Raw genomic sequence first — 19,261 nt, 5'->3', positions numbered from 1 at the left:
CCGGTCGCTACGGGCCGCGTCACTCCACGCATCCACCCATCGCCTCGCGTCACATGCCCGTTGACCGCCGACGCCCGGACCGCGTCGCGGAGGCCATCCGCGAGCAGGTCGCCCGCTTTCTCGCTGAGGGCGTCAAGGATCCGCGCATCACCGGGATCGTCACCGTGACGGCGGTCGAAGTCACGCGCGACCTCCGGCACGCCAAGGTCTTCGTCAGCATCATGGGCGACGACACCCAGCGCGCATCGACCGTCGAGGGACTGACCTCGCTCGCCGGACACCTGCGCAGCAAACTCGGGCGCTCGCTGCGTATCCACGCCGCTCCGGAGATCGAGTTCCGCCTCGACCATTCCGTCGCCCACGCCGCGCGCATTGAATCGCTGCTGGCGCAGATCCGCGAGGGCAACGTGGACACGCGTGATGCCGACGATCTCGACTGACGCGCTCGTCCTCGTCGACAAGCCGGTCGGGATCACTTCGTTCGATGCGGTCCGCGCAGTCACACGGGCCATCGGGACTCGCAAGGCTGGCCACGCCGGCACGCTCGACCCGTTTGCGACCGGTCTCCTCATCATCCTGACTGGCCGCGGTACGCGACTCCTGCGCTTCGTGAATGGCGAGCCCAAGGTCTACCTCGCGACCATCCGGTTCGGCGAGGAGCGCGACACCGACGATCGCACCGGCGACGTGACGCGTCAGGCGGCCCTCCCGTCGACGCAGGACGTCCTGGAGACGCTCCCTCGTTTCGAGGGAATCATCGCCCAGGTGCCGCCGGCGTATTCAGCCAAGAAGATCGATGGCCGCCGCGCCTACGCCCTCGCCCGCCGGGGTGATGCACCCACCTTGCCACCGGTCGACGTTCGCGTCGACCGGTGGGAACCGCTGCACGTGCAGGCGGACACACTGGTCGCGCGGATCACCTGTGGCGGTGGCACCTACATTCGCGCCCTGGCGCGTGACCTCGGTCGCGCCGTTGGTAGCGCCGCGTACCTGGAGTCGCTGCGTCGGGAACGCTGCGGAGCCTTCCATGTGGAGGACGCCGTCCCGTGGGAGGCCCTCAAGGCCGGTGACGCACGTCCTCGGCCGCTTGGCGACGCGCTTGGCGACACCATCCGTGAACAGCTGGAATCAGACGATGTCGCACGGGTGGGTCACGGCATGACCGTGCTCGCGCGGACGGACGGACCTCGAGCCGTCCTCGTGGACGCCGAGGGACAGCTGCTCGCCATCGCGCGGCGCGAGGCAGACCGCTGGCAGCCCGAGGTGGTGCTTTCCCATGCGTGACCTCCTCGACGCGAGCGGGCTTCCGCCTGACGTCCGCGACACCGTGATCACCGTCGGATCCTTCGACGGCGTTCACCGTGGACATCAGCTCGTGCTCGGCCAGCTCGTGCAGCGGGCCGCGGAGCGACACACGCGTTCGGTACTGGTGACGTTCGATCCTCATCCGCTCGAAGTCGTGAATCCGAGCGTCGCGCCGCACCTGCTCACCGTGGGTGACGAGAAGCTGGAGGTGATCGCGGAGAGCGGAGTCGACTACGTCGCGCTGCTTCCCTTCACGCGGTCCCTGGCCGCTCTCGACGCGGCGCAGTTCGTCGACCAGGTGCTGGTTGGCCGGTTCCGCGTGGCGCACTTGCTCATGGGGCACGACCACGCGTTCGGAAAGAATCGCTCCGGAAACCCGGACGTGCTCAGAGCGCTCGGCAGGTCGCGAGGCTTCTCGGTCGAGGTCCTGGCGCCCGTCACCGCGCTGAGCGGACAGCCGGTCTCGTCGACCTTCATTCGACGTGCGGTCGCCGGGGGCGACCTGCTTCGCGCCGAGGAAGGCCTCGGGCGTCCTTACGCGATCGGTGGTCGCGTCAGCCACGGCGAGGCGCGCGGGCGCTTGCTCGGGTTTCCCACGATCAATGTGCCGATCGAGTCCTCGCGCAAGCTCATACCGCCGCAGGGGGTATACGCGGTTCGGGTGCAATCCGCGCGGGGCACCTTTGGCGGCATGATGAACCTGGGGCCGCGCCCCACGTTTGGCGACGCGGCCACGTCCCTGGAGGTCCATCTCTTCGATGTGTCGGCCGACTTCTATGGCCTCCGCGTCCGGGTCGATTTCGTGGCGCACCTTCGAGACACGGCCCGGTTCGACGGCGTGGACGCGCTCGTGGCGCAGCTGCGCCAGGACGAGGTGAACGCCCGCCGCGCTCTCGCGGGCCGGACGTAAACGCCCGAGGGCGCAGCCGGGGAGAAAGGGGCAGGGGCTGCAGGTCCCGGGAATCGTGAGGGCGGGCGGTGGTGACGGGCGCTGCACCGTGGGAAATGCTGTCACCCGAACGGGTTGCAGATCGACCCGACGGACCGTGCGCGTTGGTTGACTCCCCTGACACGCACCCCTAACCTTCAAAGCTTCCCCAACCACCCCTCAGGTCGAGTTTCACCGCATGTCCAACCTGAAGTACCGACTGGGTTTGATCGCGGCGCTCGTGATCGCGTCCGTCTGGGCCCTGTTCCCGCGGACTGTGGTCGAGCGCGTGAAGCGCGATGGCGCCTTCGTCTACGACACCGTCCGCCGTGTGCCGCTCAAGCGTGGGCTCGACCTGCAGGGTGGCATGCACCTGTCCCTCGAAGTCGACGACAGCAAGCAGGCCGTCGCCGACAAGAGCGATGCGCTCGATCGGGCCCTCAAGGTCGTGCGGAGCCGCATCGACCAGTTTGGTGTCTCGGAACCCGTCGTCCAGAAGGTGGGCACGGACCGCATCATCGTGGAGCTTCCGGGCATCGACGATCCCAAGCGCGCTGAAGACGTCGTGAAGGCGCAGGCCTTCCTGCAGTTCCAGATCACCGACGAGACGGGCTCGCTCGACAAGGCGCTTTCGCGACTCGACCAGATCGTGCGAGACAAGGGGAGCGCTGCGGTCGCGACCACGAGCACCACGGGCGACCAGCCGGTACAGAAGGGCCTCGATCTGTTCACGAAGAAGGATTCCGCGGCGCCCGGAGACACGACCAGGCGCGACACCGCAGCCGTCCCCGGACTGAATGCGAGCGCCGGACCGTTCTCCCGGTTGCTGGAGCGCGGAAGCATCAACGGCGAGTACTACGTGGCGCAGTCCAACGCACCCGCGCTCGAGACGTATCTCGCGATGCCGGAGATCCAGGCGGCGCTGCCACCTGGCCGCGAGCTGCTGTGGGGGAGTGATACGCTCTCCGTCGGCGGTGCACCGTACCGGACGCTCTATGTCGTCGATGCCCGCCCGATCATCACCGGCGAGTATCTCGAAGACGCCAAGCCGAACCAGTCGCCGATCGAAGGCACCATCGTCGAGTTCCGCTTCAACAACGAAGGCGGGCGGCGCTTCCGGTCGGAGACGGGCAAGCATGTGCAGGACTACATGGCGATCGTGCTCGACGACAAGGTGATGGGCCGCCCGCCCGTCATCATCCAGGCGATCGGCGCGCGCGGCCAGATCACGATGGGCCAGGGCCGGAGCCTCCAGGAAGCGCAGGATCTTGCGCTCGTGTTGCGCGCGGGTTCGCTCCCGGTGCCGCTCAAGGTCTCCGAAGTGCGTTCCATCGGCGCGTCCCTCGGACAGGATTCCATCTCCAAGGGTACCACCGCGATGGTGATCGCGGTCCTCGCGGTGATCGTCATCATGATCGGCTACTACCGCTTCTCGGGCACGCTCGCCGTTGCCGCGCTGGTGCTCTACGTGCTGTTCACGATGGCCGTCCTCGCCGGGTTCAACGCGGTACTCACGCTCCCGGGGCTTGCCGGTCTCGTGCTGTCGGTGGGTATCGCGGTCGACGCGAACGTGCTGATCTTCGAGCGCATTCGTGAGGAACTCGATCGCGGGAAGACCGTGCGGACCTCGATCGACGAGGGCTTCAAGCACGCGTGGTCGGCGATTCTCGACACCTCCGTCGCCACGATCCTCACCGCCGCGGTGCTGTACCAGTACGGTACGGGCCCCGTGCGTGGCTTTGCCGTGACCCTCATTGCCGGCATCGCGGCCTCGCTCTTCTGCGCGGTGTTTGTCACCCGCACCTTCTACCTGGTCTGGCTGTCGCGTACCAGGAACGCCCAGACCCTGAGCATCTGATGATCCGCATCTTCCACAACACCAGCTACGACTTCATCAAGTGGTGGCGACACGCAGCCGTCGCCACGGTCGTCTTCATCATGCTCGGCGTGGGCAGTTACGTGTTCCGCGGTGGCGTGAACTACAGCATCGAGTTCACCAGCGGGACGCTGATGCAGGTGCGGTTTACGAAACCTGTGGATGATGGCGAATTGCGCGCCGCCCTCGATGCCGGCGGCGTGGACGGCGCCGAGATCCAGCGGTTTGGCGACGCCACCGAATACACGATCCGCGCCCAGAACCGCGCGGAGGGCGCGGCGGTCTCGGATTCCGCATCCACGAGCGCCGTGGCCACGGCCATCCGGGCCGCGCTCGACGCGAAGTACGGGGCTGGCAGCTACACGGCGGAACGCACGGAGGTCGTCGGCCCCAGGGTTGGTGCCGAACTCCGCACGGGCGCCGCGATCGCCATGGTCCTCGCGTCGTTTGTCACCCTCGTGTATCTCGCCTTCCGATTCGAGTGGCGATTCGGGCTCGCCGCCGTGATCTCCACGGCGCACGACGTGCTCATCACGCTCGCGTTCATCAAGCTGTTCCACATCGAAGTCTCGCTGGTCGTCGTCGGCGCGATCCTGACGCTCCTCGGTTACTCGGGCAACGATACGATCATCATCTTCGATCGTGTGCGCGAGAACCTGCGCAAAGGACGCAAGCAGCCGTTGTACGACACGCTCAACGAGTCCATCAACGAGACTTTGCCGCGGTCGGTGCTGACACACACGACCACGATGGCGGCAACGCTCGCGTTGCTGCTGTTTGCGGGTGAAGTCCTTCGGCCGTTTGCCGTCGTCATGACCTTTGGCATCTTCGTCGCCACCTTCTCGTCGATCTACGTGGCGTCGCCGGTGCTCCTCTGGATCGAGCGCAAGTTCCCGCGCGCGGTCAGCGACAAGGCGCAGGTCTCGCGACAGGCCGCGCTCGCGGAGTCGGCAAAGGAACGCCCGGCCCGGCCCGCACCCTCGGGTGCGGCTCCGCGGCGCGCAACGACCCGCTGAGCCAGCCGGACCGCCGCCTCGCGCGGCGGTCCGTGTTTCGTCCCGTGCCGTCGTTCATCGACAGCCATTCGCACCTCGCGGATCCAAAGTTCGACCATGATCGCGACGCGGTAGTCATCCGGGCGCGCGAGGCCGGCGCGCTCGCTCTCGTGTGCATCGGAGAATCCATCCCTCAGGCCGATCGCGCCGAAGCCATTGCCCGAGCGTACCCCGGATTCGTCGTGTGGACCGCGGGCGTGCATCCGTTCGATGCCGCCGCATGGGACGCGGCGAGGGATGTGGAACTCATCCGGGCGCACGTCGATCGCGGCGCGGTGGCGGTCGGTGAGTGTGGACTCGATGGCACCTACGACAACTCGACGCCTTCGCAGCAGCGCCGGGCCTTTGCGGAGCAGTTGGCCCTCGCTCGCGAGGTCAATCGACCGATCGTGGTCCACACGCGCAACGCCGTGCCGGAGACCGTCGCGATGGTGCGCGAGGCCGGCCAGGCCGGCGTGCGCGGCATCCTGCATTGCTTCACGGGGCCGGTCGAACTGGCGCACACCGCCGTCGAGGCCGGCTGGTACGTCTCCTTCAGCGGCGTCGTGACCTTCAAGCGATGGCGCGACGATGATCTGGTTCGCCTCGTACCCGAGGACCGCATCCTCGTTGAAACGGACGCCCCGTACCTCGCACCGGAGCCCGTGCGCGGCACCCGCAACGAACCGTCGCTGATTCCCAACACGCTCGCGCACCTGGCCCGCGCCCGTGGTGTTACCACCGACGCCCTCGGCCGCTCCGTCTCGCGCAATGCGATCGCCTGTTTCGGTCTGGCGGTCGCCATGTCCTGATCGCTACAATCCGCGCCGCCGACCCCTGCCTCAACTGACCCGCCGTCCACGCCATGACCTTTCCAACCGACATCGAGATCGCCCAGCAGGCAAAGCTCCGTCCCATCGCTGACGTCGCCGCCGAACTGGACCTCACGCCCGATGATCTCGACCTGTACGGCAAGTACAAGGCGAAGATCCCGCTCGAGGTCACGCAGCGTCCCGCGCGCGGGCGCCTCGTCCTCGTCACCGCGATCAATCCCACCGCGGCGGGTGAAGGCAAGACGACCACGTCCGTCGGCCTCGCCCAGGCGCTGCGACGTATCGGCAAGCGGACGGCCCTTTGCATCCGGGAGCCCAGCCTCGGCCCTGTCTTTGGCATGAAGGGCGGTGCGGCCGGAGGCGGATATTCGCAGGTGCTGCCGATGGAGGACATCAACCTCCATTTCACCGGTGATTTCCACGCCATCTCGACGGCACACGCGCTGCTGGCCGCGATGACGGACAACCACCTGCAACAGGGGAATGTCCTCAACATCGATCCGCGGCGCATCACGTGGCCGCGCACGATCGACATGAACGATCGCGCCCTTCGCCGCGCCGTGATCGGCCTCGGAGGGCCCGCCGAAGGCGTGGTGCGCGAGGAGCGCTGGGTCATCATCCCGGCGTCGGAGGTCATGGCGATCGTCGCGCTCTCCACTTCGTTTGCCGACCTCGAGGCGCGACTCGCTCGCATCATCGTCGGCTCCACGTACGGCGCCGCACGCACCCCCGTCCGAGCGGGCGACATCGGCGTGGCCGGCGCGATGGCGATGCTGCTCAAGGACGCGATCCGCCCCAACCTGGTGCAGACGCTCGAAGGAGGCCCGGCCTTCGTGCACGCGGGCCCGTTCGGCAATATCGCCCACGGCTGCAACTCGATCCTCGCAACGCGCGCGGGTCTCGCGCTGGCCGACATCGTGGTGACCGAAGCGGGCTTTGGCTCCGACCTGGGCGCCGAGAAGTTCTTCGACATCAAGTGCCGCGCCGGGGGACTCGTCCCCGAAGCCTCGGTACTCGTCGCCACGGTGCGCGCGCTCAAGATGAACGGTGGCGCCAGCAAAAAGGACCTCGCGCGCGAAGACCTCGGCGCCCTGGAACGTGGTTTGCCGAACCTTCAGCACCACATTGACAACGTGAAGCAGTTTGGCACGCCAATCGTCGTGGCCGTGAACCGATTTGCCTCCGATACCGATGCGGAATTGAAGATGGTGATCGACGCCGCGAAGAAGGCCGGCGTACGCGTTGCCATGAATGAAGTGTTCGCGAAGGGCGGGGAAGGCGGGCTGGAACTCGCCCACGAAGTGATCGCGATGCTCGCCGAGGGCGGCTCCAGGTTCGCGCCGATCTACGACGCGGGCCGGCCGATCCGGGAGAAAGTCACGACCATCGCGCGCAAGGTCTACGGTGCCGATGGCGTCGACTTCTCGCCGAAAGCCGAGCGAACCATCGACTACCTCGAGTCCATCGGGCTCCATGACACACCCGTGTGCATGGCGAAGACCCAGTACTCGCTCACGGACGACGCCACCAGGCTTGGACGGCCGACCGGATTCACCATCACGGTCAACGAGGTCTACCCGTCCGCAGGCGCCGGATTCGTGGTGGCGCAATGCGGCGATATCATGACGATGCCCGGACTGCCAAAGGATCCGGCGGCGCAGCGGATGCACGTGACCGCGGATGGGACCATCTCGGGGTTGTCCTAGGAGCCGGCAGCGATCATACCTCAGCAGCATCCACCCGTCATCCGCCTGACCGTGCTCAGTCACATTCACACCGAAAACGCGCCCGCTGCGATCGGTCCCTACTCCCAGGGCATCGTTGCAGGTGGCTTCCTGTTCACTGCCGGCCAGATCGCCCTCGACCCGGTCACGATGAGCGTCGTCAGCGGCGACGTCGTGGCGCAGACCGAGCGCGTGCTCGCCAATCTCGAAGCGGTGCTCGCCCAGGCGGGCTGCGGCTGGCGCGATGTCGTGAAGACCACGGTGTTTCTTCACGATCTGGCGGACTTCCCGCGCGTGAACGAGGTCTACGCCCGTGCGCTCGGTGATGCGCGACCCGCCCGGTCCACCGTGCAGGTGTCCGCGCTGCCGCGCGGCGTGCTGGTCGAGATCGAAGCGGTGGCCCGCGTTCCCTGATCGACGCACCCCGGTAGACGCAACCTCGCCGGCCCCGCTAAGGTTCGGTGCACGGCCGATACCTGCATCGGCCGGTTCGACACCACGCACCATGACCGACGAACGCGCCAGGATCTTCCGGCTCACACAGTTTGCGCGCTGTGCGGGTTGAGCCGCCAAGATGGGTCCGGGAGACCTGACGAAAGCGCTCGCGCCGCTGCCCGTGCGCGATGATCCTGCCATTCTCGTGGGGCGTGAGTCGTTCGACGACGCCGGCGTCTACCGCCTGACGAGCGAGCTCGCACTCGTCCAGACGGTGGATTTCTTTGCGCCCATCGTCGATGACCCGTACGTCTTTGGTCAGGTCGCGGCGGCCAACGCACTCTCCGACGTCTACGCCATGGGCGGCGTTCCCATGACGGCGTTGTCCATCGTCGGATTCCCCACCGGCGCGCTGCCGCTGGAGGTGCTCACCGACATTGTCCGCGGTGGGCAGGACAAGGTGCACGAAGCCGGTGCGGTGCTCATCGGAGGTCACACCATCAACGACGAGGAGCTCAAGTTCGGTCTCTCGGTGACCGGACGCGTGCACCCCGACCGGATGCTCACCAATGCTGGCGCGACCGCTGGAGACGTGCTCATCCTCACGAAGCCGCTGGGCACGGGGATCGTGGCCACGGCCGTCAAGCGTGACACTGCGCGCCTGGGCGACGAGCAGGCCATGCTCGACAGCATGGTACGCCTGAACGACATTGCGGCAGCGGCGGCGGTCGACCTCGCGCTGCGTTGCGCCACTGACGTCACTGGTTTTGGACTCCTCGGGCATGGGTCGCACATCGCCAGGGCCAGTCGTGTCACCTTGCGCATCCGCCTGACGAGCCTCCCGACGCTGCCCGGCACTCGCGAAGCGCTCCGCGCCGGCGTGCGCACCGGGGGAGCCGAGCGCAACCTCTCGTATCTTGAGCCGCTCGTGGACTGGGGGGCGGCATCGGTCGAACAGCGCGCGCTCACCATCGATCCGCAGACGTCGGGTGGTCTGCTCGTTGCCTGTCCCCGCGAACGCGTGGCCGACTATCTTTCGCGCGTCCCGGGGTCGGTCGTGATTGGTGAGGTGACCGAGCGCGGGGAACACCTGCTGGTCCTGGAGTAAGAGAGTCCGTCGCCCGCGAAGGCGGGACGACGCCGAGGCGATGGCCGAGGCTTTGGGCTCACGTGCCGTGGATGCCAACAGGGTATGGGAGCGGATGGGGCCTGGTGGCTTCCGTCGTCTTCAAAACGGCCGTGACCCGGCATCGCCGGGTCGGGTGGGTTCGATTCCCGCACGCTCCCGCCACCGACCTCCGGGACTCGACACGCGACACTGCCTGTGACGCCCTTTCCGAGCTTCGCCAGAGCCGCGCAGCACCTCGCGGTTGCGTTGTGGCTGGTCGGTGTCGCGCGGCCCACCGGCGCGCAGGTTCGCGACACGGCTCGGGTCGTACCGGTGCGACCGGATCGGGTCGCCCCGCGGCCGTCGGTGCGTGACAGCCTGGCTCCACCCATCTCGCCCAGGCGCGCGTTTCTCTATTCACTCGCCGTTCCGGGACTCGGCCAGTCGCGACTGCAGCGCCCGACGGCCGGTGCCGTGTACGTCGCGTTCGAGATGAGCGCGATCACGATGCTGGTCAAGTCGCGCTACGACCTCGCCATCGCCAAGCGCCGGGTGCGCGAACGGATCGTCGACGTGTACGAGATCGACGCCAACACCGGCCTTCCGGTCTTCGATGCCGAGGGACGGCCCAAGGTGAAATCGCTCGTGCCCAATCGCTACGCGACCGACGACCGGAACGAGCTGCGCAGTCGTCTCAAGGCGCGCCGGCTGCACTATGAGGATTGGGTGGCCATGCTCGCGTTCACACACCTGTTCTCCGGCGCCGACGCGTTTGTTTCCGCCCACCTCTGGGACCTGCCGGGCCAGCTCGAGTTCCGGCGGCTGCCGTCCGGTGCCACCGGGGTCGGCGCCCGCGTCACCTTTCGATAGGCGGCACCCAGCCCGGCCTCAGGCTTCGGCTGGTGCCGGGCGGGAATGATGCGCGATCGGCTCCCCGTGTGACCCCTTCCAGCGCAGCAGCGTGACGTGCTCGTCGGCAAGCCGTAGGTAGGTGCTGTCGCCGAGCCAGGTGCCGGCATTGCCGTAGAGTCCACCCGTCGGCGACGCGACCAGCGCCGGCACATGCGAGTGCCCGAACACGATCAGGTCCAGTGCGCGGTCGGCGGCAAGGTCGCGGAACGCCACCCGCTTGAGACCCTCCCCGTTGTCCGCGGCGCTGTAGGTGCGGCTCGTCGCCGAAGTGCCTAACGCGATCCGGCTGGCCCAGTCCGGGTGAAGGAGATGCCGGTACGCCCAGATCGCCGCCCGATTGCGGAGCAGCGGTCGGACGAATCGGTACCGGCGGTCCTCGGCACCACGGAGACCGTCGCCATGGTCGATCCGCACCTGCCAGCCCCCGATCGTCCCGCGCCATGGGCCAAACCGGTAGTCGATCCCGGCATCGTCGCGCAGGAACTGGCCACCCCAGCAGTCATGGTTTCCGGCCACCCACAGGACGGGGATGCCTGCGTCGGCGAACGCAGCCACTTCGGCCAGCACCCGATATCCGATCCGCGGGATGACGCTGCGCCACTCGAACCAGAAGTCGAACAGGTCGCCGTTGATCACCAGCGACCTCGCGTCCTGTCGGGCGTGCCGGAGAAATGACACGAGGCCGTGCTCCGAAGCACGCGGAGCAACGCCAAGGTGCGCATCGGAGACGATGTAGCACGGGGCCGGGAGCACGGGCCGAGTATACGCGCTCCCGCAGGCTTTACAAAGGCCGGTGGAGCACACATCTTCGCCACGACTCCGCCTACCCGTGCGCGGCGTCATCACTCGGCGCGATGCCGAGGTTCCCTGCAACCTGCGACGCACAACTATGGCTCAGAGCGCGCTCGGCCTGATCGAGACGAAAGGACTGGTCGGGGCCATCGAGGCCGCGGACGCGATGGTGAAGGCGGCCAACGTGCGGCTCATCGGCAAGGAAAAGGTCGGCGGTGGCTACGTGACCGTGTTCGTGCGCGGTGACGTCGGTGCCGTCAAGGCGGCCACGGACGCGGGCGCCGCCGCCGCAGAACGCGTCGGTGAACTCGTTTCGGTGCACGTCATCCCGCGGCCGCACGCCGAACTCGAACTGATCCTGCCGCAGGGCGCCCTCGGTGACAGCGCCTGATCGAGGCTGGTCCCAGGACGCGCTCGGGTTGATCGAAACACGCGGGCTCATCGGGGCGATCGAGGCCGCTGACGCCGGCGCCAAGGCGGCGAACGTCCGGCTGCTGGGGACTGAGCGCGCGGACGCAGGCCTCGTGACGGTCAAGTTCCTCGGGGACGTCGCGGCCGTCAAAGCGGCGTGCGACGCCGGTGCGGCCGCCGCACAGCGCGTCGGTCAGCTCGTGGCGGTCCACGTCATTCCTCGGCCCCACGACGACATCGCCTCCGTTGCTGAAGACGACGAGGTTCCCGACGCACTCGTGTCGCGCGACCGGATCGATTTCGCCCGCCTCGAATCACTGAAGGTCGTCGAGCTGCGTTCCCTCGCGCGACGCACCGTGAACTTCCCTCTCAAGGGCCGCGACGTCGCCCGCGCCGGGCGCGACGAACTGCTGAGCGCCTTCCGGTCGCTCAAGGGCTGAGCCCTCGGGTCCGTGGACGCCGACCTGCTCAGCATCCAGGAGGCGCGGGATCTCGTCGCGCGTGCGGCCGCCGCGCAGCGCCGCTTCGCCCGGGCCTCGCAGGTGCAGGTCGACGCGATCGTCGCGGCGATGGGCCATGCCGCCAGCCGCGCGGCCGAAGCGCTGGCGCGGGCCGCCGTCGACGAGACCCGGATGGGCGTCTACGAACACAAGATCGTCAAGAACCGCTTCGCGTCCGACGTGCTCCTCGAATACATCCTCCCGCTGCAGACCGTTGGAGTCCTGCGCGAGGATCGCGCGCGAAAGGTGCGCGAACTGGCCGTGCCCATGGGGGTCGTCGGTGCCATCATCCCGACCACCAACCCGACGTCCACGGCGATCTACAAGGCCCTCATCTCGCTCAAGGCGCGCAACGCCATCGTGATGTCGCCGCATCCGCGTGCCGTGCGCTGCACGGTCGAGGCGGGACGCCTCCTCGAGGCGGCCGCGGTCGAGGCGGGAGCGCCCCCGGGGCTCGTGAACGTGCTCACGCGACCGACGCTCGAGAGCACCAATGCGCTCATGCGTCACCGCGATACCGCCGTGTTGCTCGCTACCGGTGGCTCCGACATGGTCCGTGCCGTGTACACCGCGGGCAAACCTGCCTACGGCGTCGGGCCGGGCAACGTCCCCGCGATCATCGAACGCACCGCCAACCTCGCCAAGGCGGTATCCGATGTCGTCGATGGCAAAACGTTCGATGCGGGCGTCCTCTGCTCGTCGGAGAACTCGGTGATCGTCGATGCGCCGGTCGCCGCGGCGGTGCGCGATCTGTTCGTGAGAGAAGGCGCCTGGTTCTGCTCGTCAGGCGAGAAGGCGCTGCTCGAGCGATACATGATTCCGCCATCGGGGAAGGGCATCAACCCGGATGTCGTCGGAGTTCAACCGCAGGCCATCGCCGCCGCCGCCGGATTCGCGATCCCGGCATCGGCGCGCCTTATGATCGTTGAGCTGTCTACCGTTGGGCGCTCCGATCCGCTCAGTCGCGAGAAGCTCTGCCCGGTCCTCGGCTACTATGTCGAACATGGGTGGGAGGCCTGCTGCGAACGCGCCATCGAACTCCTGCACCACGGTGGCGTCGGACATACGCTGGGGATCCACTCCCGCGACCGCGCGGTCATCGAACGGTTCTTCGAAGAGAAGCCCGCGTTTCGCATCGTGGTCAACACCAACACCGCGATCGGCGCGGTCGGCTACACGACCGGCTTCGCCCCGGCCATGACGCTCGGCCCAGGATCGTGGGGTGGCAGCATCACCTCCGACAACATCACGCCGCTCCACCTCATGAACATCAAGCGCATGGGCGAGGAGATCCGGCCCTATCGCGATCCTCTGCGTGGCAGCGCGATCTCGACGCGCGCCACGGGGCCCGATGCGCCACCCGCACGCCCGACCGCGGACTCGCTGGATGTTGGTCGAATCGTCGACGACTTCCTCGCCACATTTCGCGCCGCTCGTCAATGACATCGGACGAACTCGATCGCCTCGCCGCACTGATCGCCGCCGAGATCGAGCGCGTCACGTCGTCGCCATCGCCAGCAAGCGGCCCATGGCTCCCGATCCCCGTGCGACCGGCGCCGCCTCGAGGTCCGAGGGAAGCACCGGTCTGGTCGGCGGCCGCGCTCACCCTCGATGACGTCGCGCCGGGCCAGTCGGCGCGCCCGTCCACGCACCGCGATGATCCCGGCTCTGCGGCCGCCTCCATTCGCGCCGCCGCAGCCGGCAAGGGTCCGGTGCGAGTCCCACAAGGTTCGCGCGCACACATCACGACCTCGCGCCAGCGAGGTGGCTCCATCAAGGTGCCCATCGGCGTCTCCAACCGGCACGTCCACCTTTCGGCCGGCGATGCCGAGCGTTTGTTCGGCTCCCTCACCGTGCATCGGCCGCTTTCTCAACCCGGCGAGTTCGCCGCCGATCAGCGCGTGAACGTGATCGGTCCCACGGGTCGCATCGACGGCGTTCGTGTGGTCGGGCCCGCGCGCGCTGCGACCCAGGTGGAACTCTCGCCGGGCGATGCGGCGCGAATTGGTGTCGCGGCGCCGGTTGCCAACTCGGGCCGCCTCGACGCCTCCGTCGGCGGCGTCACGCTCGAGGGCGCCCTGACGACCATCGCGCTGCACGGTGGCGTGATCGTCCCGGCACGGCACCTTCACCTTTCGCTCGACGACGGTCGCCGGTGGCACCTGGCCGATGGCGATGTCATCTCCGTTCGGTGCGGGAGCGGCGCGCGAGCCGCTGTGCTGGAAGGGGTGCTCGTGCGCTGCGGAAGCTCGCACGCCACCGAGCTGCACCTCGACGTGGATGAGGCGCGTGCTGTGGGCGTGAGGCAGGGCGACTCGGCGGTCGTGCTGAATCGCGCAACGGGCGCCAGGCCGCGACGACCGCTGGTGACTGAGCGCGATGTGCTCGCGCTCGCCTCGCGCGGCGAGGCCATTCCGCGCGGGGCGCTGCTCACGCCCGGGGCGCGTGATCGCGCCAGGGCGCTCGGCCTGGCGTGCGACTGAGCCATGCACGTGACCCAGGTCCGTGTACGCTACGGTGAAACCGATCAGATGGGCGTCGTGTATCACGCCGAGTACCTCGCCTACTGTGAGATCGGGCGAACCGAGCTGATTCGGACCCTCGGGCTACCCTACGCTGAGATGGAGCGGCAGGGCGTGCTCCTCGCCGTGGCGGACGCGTCGCTGCGGTTTCACGCACCGGCGCGCTACGACGACCTTCTGGATATCGAGACCCGGCTCACGGACGTGCGCTCCCGGGGCGTTAGCTTCGAGTACCTGATCCGTAACGCGGCCACCGGAGCCAGGCTCGTCTCGGCGCGCACCGATCTGGTGGCCATCGACCCCGGCAACCGCCTCACCGCTATCCCGCCCGCCCTGCGTGAACGCCTTGCCATGGGTCTCGATTCGATTCGTTAGGCTGGTGTGGCCCGCAGTCGCCACGCTGCTCATGGCGTGTGTCGCCCCTCGCGTGCGACCCATGGCGGGTGTGCCGTTCAGCGGCCCCTTGCCGCGCACCGCGCTCCCCGCGGGCCACGCAAGGCTGGTGTTCCGATGGGTCTACGATGATCCGATCTTCGGTGCCAGGGGCGAAGGGGTGGCGCGACTGGCGCCACCCGACAGCGTCCGTCTCGACTTCTTCGTGGATGGGGGCGTCGGATCCGGGGGCGCGATCCTCATCGCGGACTCACTCCGTACGGCGGGAGACGACGGACGACGCTATCTTCCTCCCGTGCCGCTGCTGTGGGCGGCGCTCGGGGTGCTTCGCGTGACCGGATCCGACACCGTCGCGAGGATGGATGGCGATACCCTTCGGGTGGAGATCGGACAGGGAATCGTGTTTCGTGCGTCCTTTGGCGACACGGCGCTCGTCAGCCTCGGCCGCATCGAAGGCGGCCGACTGCGCGAGCAGGTGCGCCGCGATGCGACAAGCATCGTCTACCGCCACTTTTCCGGTCGTCGCAGTCTCACCCTCTCGGCTCTGCGCCGATTCCAGGACCCTCCGTATGCGCAGGACATCTGGCGCCCGTAGTCTCCTCGCGCTCCTGCTGACGGGTTGCCTCTACTCCATGTCGAGCGGCGGCGGCTTTCCTTCGCATGTGCGGAGCGTGGCTGTCCTGCCCTTCGACAACGACACGCCGAGCGCTGAGCTGTCGCAGGAGTTCACTGACGAGCTGCGCAAGGGCCTCGCGTCGCGCCTGGGCCTCCGTGCGGCCCCGGAATCTCGCGCCTCGGCGATCGTCCGCGGAAAGATCGTGCGCTACGAAGTGGATGTCCCCGTGACGTTCTCCTCGGACCCGTCCCGCGCCACTTCGGCGAGGCGCAAGCTGCAGTTGGTCGTTGATGTCGCCATCGTCGACCAGACCACCGGCAAGGCGCTCTTCGAAAAGACGGGGGTGAGCACCGAGGCGGAATATGCCGAGCGTGAGGAGGCGGCGGGCCGCAAACAGGCCATCCAGCGACTCGTCGGTGACATCATCGAAGGAGCGCAGTCGCAGTGGTAGCGCCGCGCGGTGGCGCCAGCAAGCTCGGGTGCCTCGTCACCCTGCTCATCGGCGCTGCGGTGGCCTACTTCGGCGCCAATGTCGCGGAGGTCTACGTCCGCTTCTACCGGTTCCGCGACGCCATGGCGCAGGAAGCGCGCTTCGCCCGGCAGAACTCCGACGACGACATTCGCAAGCACCTGCGAGCGCTCGCAGACTCGTTGGACCTTCCGGAGGATGCCAGTCAGGTGCGTGTGCGTCGCAGCGCCAACCGCATCACCATCTCCGCCGAGTATCACGAGACCGTCGAGTTCCCGATGTTCGTGCGAACCCTCCGCTTCGCGCCATCGGTGAGCGAAGGCCTGTGACGCACACGCTCTTTGATCCCGCCCGCAAGCTCTTCACCCGGGATGCGCTGGTCGCATGGCGCGCCGCGCAGCCCGGACGGATCGCCTTTACCAACGGCGTCTTTGACCTCCTGCACCCGGGCCACCTCGACGTGTTGCGGCACGCGCGCGCGTGCGGCGATGCCTTGGTGGTCGGACTCAATGCCGATGCTTCGGTCCGCCGGCTCAAGGGCCCCGATCGGCCAGTCCGCAGCGAGGCCGAGCGCGCCATCGTCCTCGCTGCCCTCGAGATGGTCGATGCCGTGTCCCTGTTCGACGAAGACACGCCACGCGAGCTGATTCTCGCCCTGCAGCCCGATGTCATCGTCAAGGGTGGTGATTACACTCCCGACACCGTCGTCGGTGCCGCCGAGGTGCGCGCGCGTGGCGGGGAAGTGGTCATCGTGCCACTGACGCCGGGACACTCGACCACTTCCACCATTGCCAGGCTCCGTGACCCAGGCCAGTCCAAGACAGCATAGGCGCTCCGACGCGCTCCGCCCCGTGATTCTCGAACGCGGCGCGGTCCGCAATGCCGAGGGTTCGTGCCTCGTGAGTTTCGGCAACACGCGAATTCTCTGCGCCGCGTCGGTCGAGACCGGGGTGCCCGGTTGGCGCAAGGGAAGCGGGCAGGGCTGGCTGACGGCGGAGTATTCCATGCTGCCGCGCTCGACGCGCACCCGAACGTCGCGGGAGCGATCCCAGGTGGGAGGGCGAACGCAGGAGATCCAGCGACTCATCGGGCGCAGCATTCGGGCGATGCTCGATGACTTCGCGTTTGGGGAGCACACCATCCGCATCGATTGCGACGCGCTGGAGGCTGACGGCGGCACGCGCACGGCGGCAATCACCGGCGCCTGCGTCGCCGTGGTGGACGCGTTCGACTGGATGGTGCGCCAGGGCAAGCTCGCCTCGTCTCCCGTGCGGCGGCGCGTGGCCGCCGTGAGCGTTGGCGTCGTGGGTGGAGAGCCGCGCCTCGATCTGGAGTACGAGGAGGACGTTGCCGCGGACGTCGACATGAACGTCGTGATGACGAGTGAAGGGCGTTACATCGAAGTGCAGGGAACCGGAGAGCATGGGTCCTTTGATCGCGCGGAACTCGATCGGCTCCTGGACCTCGCCGGCGTCGGCGTGCACGAGCTGCTCGCACGCCAGGCCGCGGTCCTGGGCGCATGAAGGAGGTGGTGCTCGCGACGCGCAGCGTGGGCAAGGTGCGCGAACTCGGTCCCCTGTTCGAGGAGTTCGGGATCCGCACGTTGGGCCTGCATGACGTCGGTGTGGCGGTTGCTCCGGAAGAGGACGCGATCGAGGTCTTTGAGACCTTCGAGGCCAATGCACTTGCCAAGGCGCGCTACTTCTTTGCGCGTGCAGGTGGTCGTGCCGTGGTCGCTGATGACTCGGGCATCGAGGTGACGGCGCTGAGCGGCCAGCCTGGCGTGCACTCCCGGCGATGGGGTTGGCGCGAGGGTCTCGAGGGCGACGCGCTCGATGCGGCGAACAACGCCAGGCTCCAGCAAGCGCTTCGCGGGAAGTCCGATCGCTCGGCGCGCTACGTGTGCGTGGCGGCGTGGCTCGATGGGGCGGCTGAGGCCTGCGCGCGCGGGGAAGCGCCGGGACGCGTCCTCGAAGCGCCACGCGGAAGTGGAGGCTTCGGTTACGATCCGTACTTCTGGTCGGACGAGGTGCAGGGGACGTTTGCCGAGGTATCGCGTGAGGCAAAGGCGACCGTGAGCCATCGGGGTCGGGCGATTCGCGCGCTGCTCACGCGCCTTGGCCACGGACGTTGACATCCGACGGGGCGAAACTACGTTTCCGTCTCCCTCGCGGGGCGTAGCGTAGCCCGGTATCGCGCCTGCTTTGGGAGCAGGAGGTCGCCGGTTCGAATCCGGCCGCCCCGACTCGCAATGATGGTCCTTGGGCAGCGAGGGTGGCCCTGGGTTGAAGCGCCAGTAGCTCAGTTGGATAGAGCAACAGCCTTCTAAGCTGTGGGTCGGGGGTTCGATTCCCTCCTGGCGCACCATGGCAAACCGAGTGCAACAGCGCTCCCTTAGCTCAACTGGCAGAGCAAGCGACTCTTAATCGCTAGGTTGTAGGTTCGATTCCTACAGGGAGCATGACGTGAGCGAGGGCGGCCCGGTTGGCTGCCCTCGTTTGCGTTGGGAGGGGGTCGTTAGGCAGGCGTGGGGCGAGGTGGGGGAGGGGCCGGGGGGCGTGGGGCGCGGCCTTGCGTGTGTCGGAGCAAGCGAGTAGGATTGGCGTTCTCCGTCGGACGTCTTGTGGTTCTGGAGGCGAGGCGACGGAGGGGTTGACGGGGGCAGCTGACCCGGATATAATTGAAGGCTCCCGCAGACGCGGGGCACAAGCTGATTGAAAATCGAAATTCGAGCGTTCATGGATGTGCGAGGCGGACTCGTCGATCCGGGACTTAGACGGTCTCGGGGAGAGAACAAGTCTGACTGTACAACAAGTGATTCGGATCGACCGGGCTTCGGTCTGGTGGATCGAACACAGAGCCTTTTCAAACTTTTGGAGAGTTTGATCCTGGCTCAGGACGAACGCTGGCGGCGTGCTTAACACATGCAAGTCTAGGGGGCCCGCAAGGGTCACCGGCGAACGGGTGCGTAACACGTGAGCGACCTACCTTGAGATGGGGGATAGCCGGCCCAACGGCCGGGTAATACCGCATACGCTCATCGGGCTTCCTGGCCTGGTGAGGAAAGCTTTCGCGTCTCTAGAGGGGCTCGCGGCCTATCAGCTAGTTGGCGGGGTAATGGCCCACCAAGGCGATGACGGGTAGCTGGTCTGAGAGGATGGCCAGCCACATTGGGACTGAGAAACGGCCCAGACTCCTACGGGAGGCAGCAGTGGGGAATATTGCGCAATGGTCGAAAGACTGACGCAGCGACGCCGCGTGGAGGATGACGCCCTTCGGGGTGTAAACTCCTGTTGCTCGGGACGAAACCTCCTTTCGAGGAGACTGACGGTACCGAGTGAGGAAGCACCGGCTAACTCTGTGCCAGCAGCCGCGGTAATACAGAGGGTGCGAGCGTTGTCCG

Annotated in this window: 21 protein-coding genes, 4 tRNA genes and 1 rRNA gene; 25 read left to right on the top strand and 1 reads right to left on the bottom strand. The window is 67.5% G+C overall.

Annotation, left to right across the window (positions count from 1 at the left end; genetic code table 11):
* The first annotated feature begins 53 nt into the window (after positions 1-53).
* The 11 genes from rbfA to IT361_15640 all read left to right on the top strand — a co-directional run bounded on the left by rbfA (position 54) and on the right by IT361_15640 (position 10,113).
* Positions 54-440 (top strand): 30S ribosome-binding factor RbfA, encoded by a 387-nt coding sequence (gene rbfA / locus IT361_15690; protein ID MCC6319116.1) that lies wholly within the window; start codon positions 54-56, stop codon positions 438-440.
* Positions 421-1,284, top strand: coding sequence for a tRNA pseudouridine(55) synthase TruB (gene truB, locus IT361_15685; protein MCC6319115.1), 864 nt, complete (start codon positions 421-423; stop codon positions 1,282-1,284). Before rbfA ends, truB begins: the two co-directional genes overlap by 20 nt.
* The gene (locus IT361_15680) at positions 1,277-2,215 is read left to right on the top strand and encodes a bifunctional riboflavin kinase/FAD synthetase (GenBank protein ID MCC6319114.1); all 939 of its coding nucleotides are present in this window, start codon (positions 1,277-1,279) and stop codon (positions 2,213-2,215) included. The genes truB and IT361_15680 overlap by 8 nt, the downstream gene beginning before the upstream one ends.
* Positions 2,216-2,432: 217 nt before the next feature.
* Positions 2,433-4,091, top strand: a complete 1,659-nt coding sequence (gene secD, locus IT361_15675; protein MCC6319113.1) for a protein translocase subunit SecD — start codon at positions 2,433-2,435, stop codon at positions 4,089-4,091.
* The gene (gene secF, locus IT361_15670) at positions 4,091-5,125 is read left to right on the top strand and encodes a protein translocase subunit SecF (protein ID MCC6319112.1); all 1,035 of its coding nucleotides are present in this window, start codon (positions 4,091-4,093) and stop codon (positions 5,123-5,125) included. The genes secD and secF overlap by 1 nt, the downstream gene beginning before the upstream one ends.
* 32 nt (positions 5,126-5,157) lie before the next feature.
* A complete protein-coding gene (locus tag IT361_15665) occupies positions 5,158-5,955 on the top strand; it encodes a TatD family hydrolase (protein ID MCC6319111.1) in 798 nt (265 codons plus the stop codon).
* 53 nt (positions 5,956-6,008) lie between these two features.
* Positions 6,009-7,682, top strand: coding sequence for a formate--tetrahydrofolate ligase (locus IT361_15660; protein ID MCC6319110.1), 1,674 nt, complete (start codon positions 6,009-6,011; stop codon positions 7,680-7,682).
* Between the two features lie 51 nt (positions 7,683-7,733).
* Entirely contained in the window at positions 7,734-8,114 is a 381-nt protein-coding gene (locus tag IT361_15655) for a RidA family protein (GenBank protein ID MCC6319109.1), read from the top strand.
* A gap of 160 nt (positions 8,115-8,274) precedes the next feature.
* Entirely contained in the window at positions 8,275-9,243 is a 969-nt protein-coding gene (selD, locus tag IT361_15650) for a selenide, water dikinase SelD (GenBank protein MCC6319108.1), read from the top strand.
* An 86-nt stretch (positions 9,244-9,329) separates the two neighbouring features.
* A tRNA-Sec gene (locus tag IT361_15645) sits at positions 9,330-9,426 on the top strand.
* Positions 9,427-9,459: 33 nt separating this feature from the next.
* Positions 9,460-10,113, top strand: coding sequence for a hypothetical protein (locus IT361_15640; protein ID MCC6319107.1), 654 nt, complete (start codon positions 9,460-9,462; stop codon positions 10,111-10,113).
* An 18-nt stretch (positions 10,114-10,131) separates the two neighbouring features.
* On the opposite strand, the gene IT361_15635 is transcribed toward IT361_15640, so the two are convergent.
* Entirely contained in the window at positions 10,132-10,908 is a 777-nt protein-coding gene (locus IT361_15635; GenBank protein MCC6319106.1) for a UDP-2,3-diacylglucosamine diphosphatase, read from the bottom strand.
* A 136-nt stretch (positions 10,909-11,044) separates the two neighbouring features.
* Here IT361_15635 and eutM point away from each other — a divergent pair, with 136 nt between their 5' ends.
* From eutM to IT361_15565, 14 genes are all read left to right on the top strand, one after another.
* The gene (gene eutM / locus IT361_15630; GenBank protein MCC6319105.1) at positions 11,045-11,338 is read left to right on the top strand and encodes an ethanolamine utilization microcompartment protein EutM; all 294 of its coding nucleotides are present in this window, start codon (positions 11,045-11,047) and stop codon (positions 11,336-11,338) included.
* Complete coding sequence (locus IT361_15625; GenBank protein ID MCC6319104.1) at positions 11,325-11,798, top strand: BMC domain-containing protein; 474 nt, start codon at positions 11,325-11,327, stop codon at positions 11,796-11,798. The genes eutM and IT361_15625 overlap by 14 nt, the downstream gene beginning before the upstream one ends.
* A 12-nt stretch (positions 11,799-11,810) precedes the next feature.
* On the top strand, positions 11,811-13,301 hold the full coding sequence (locus IT361_15620; GenBank protein MCC6319103.1) for an aldehyde dehydrogenase family protein: 1,491 nt from the start codon (positions 11,811-11,813) through the stop codon (positions 13,299-13,301).
* Positions 13,298-14,341, top strand: coding sequence for a hypothetical protein (locus tag IT361_15615; GenBank protein ID MCC6319102.1), 1,044 nt, complete (start codon positions 13,298-13,300; stop codon positions 14,339-14,341). The genes IT361_15620 and IT361_15615 overlap by 4 nt, the downstream gene beginning before the upstream one ends.
* A 3-nt stretch (positions 14,342-14,344) precedes the next feature.
* Entirely contained in the window at positions 14,345-14,755 is a 411-nt protein-coding gene (locus IT361_15610; GenBank protein ID MCC6319101.1) for an acyl-CoA thioesterase, read from the top strand.
* On the top strand, positions 14,718-15,368 hold the full coding sequence (locus IT361_15605; protein ID MCC6319100.1) for a hypothetical protein: 651 nt from the start codon (positions 14,718-14,720) through the stop codon (positions 15,366-15,368). The genes IT361_15610 and IT361_15605 overlap by 38 nt, the downstream gene beginning before the upstream one ends.
* Entirely contained in the window at positions 15,343-15,840 is a 498-nt protein-coding gene (locus tag IT361_15600) for a hypothetical protein (GenBank protein ID MCC6319099.1), read from the top strand. The genes IT361_15605 and IT361_15600 overlap by 26 nt, the downstream gene beginning before the upstream one ends.
* Positions 15,752-16,687 carry a D-glycero-beta-D-manno-heptose 1-phosphate adenylyltransferase gene (gene rfaE2, locus IT361_15595; GenBank protein ID MCC6319098.1) on the top strand — a complete coding sequence of 312 codons (936 nt, stop codon included), beginning with the start codon at positions 15,752-15,754 and terminating at the stop codon, positions 16,685-16,687. Before IT361_15600 ends, rfaE2 begins: the two co-directional genes overlap by 89 nt.
* Positions 16,659-17,381 carry a ribonuclease PH gene (rph, locus tag IT361_15590; protein MCC6319097.1) on the top strand — a complete coding sequence of 241 codons (723 nt, stop codon included), beginning with the start codon at positions 16,659-16,661 and terminating at the stop codon, positions 17,379-17,381. The genes rfaE2 and rph overlap by 29 nt, the downstream gene beginning before the upstream one ends.
* A complete protein-coding gene (locus tag IT361_15585; GenBank protein ID MCC6319096.1) occupies positions 17,378-17,992 on the top strand; it encodes a non-canonical purine NTP pyrophosphatase in 615 nt (204 codons plus the stop codon). The genes rph and IT361_15585 overlap by 4 nt, the downstream gene beginning before the upstream one ends.
* Positions 17,993-18,029: 37 nt before the next feature.
* Positions 18,030-18,103, top strand: a tRNA-Pro gene (locus tag IT361_15580).
* Positions 18,104-18,148: 45 nt separating this feature from the next.
* A tRNA-Arg gene (locus tag IT361_15575) sits at positions 18,149-18,225 on the top strand.
* Between the two features lie 21 nt (positions 18,226-18,246).
* Positions 18,247-18,319, top strand: a tRNA-Lys gene (locus tag IT361_15570).
* Between the two features lie 409 nt (positions 18,320-18,728).
* Positions 18,729-19,261: ribosomal RNA gene (locus tag IT361_15565) — 16S ribosomal RNA — on the top strand; the annotation flags it as partial.

Source organism: Gemmatimonadaceae bacterium (assembly GCA_020846935.1).
Taxonomy (GTDB): Bacteria; Gemmatimonadota; Gemmatimonadetes; order Gemmatimonadales; family Gemmatimonadaceae; genus RBC101.
The sequence above is the reverse complement of the archived record's forward strand: the minus strand, read 5'-3'. Positions and strand labels throughout refer to the sequence as shown.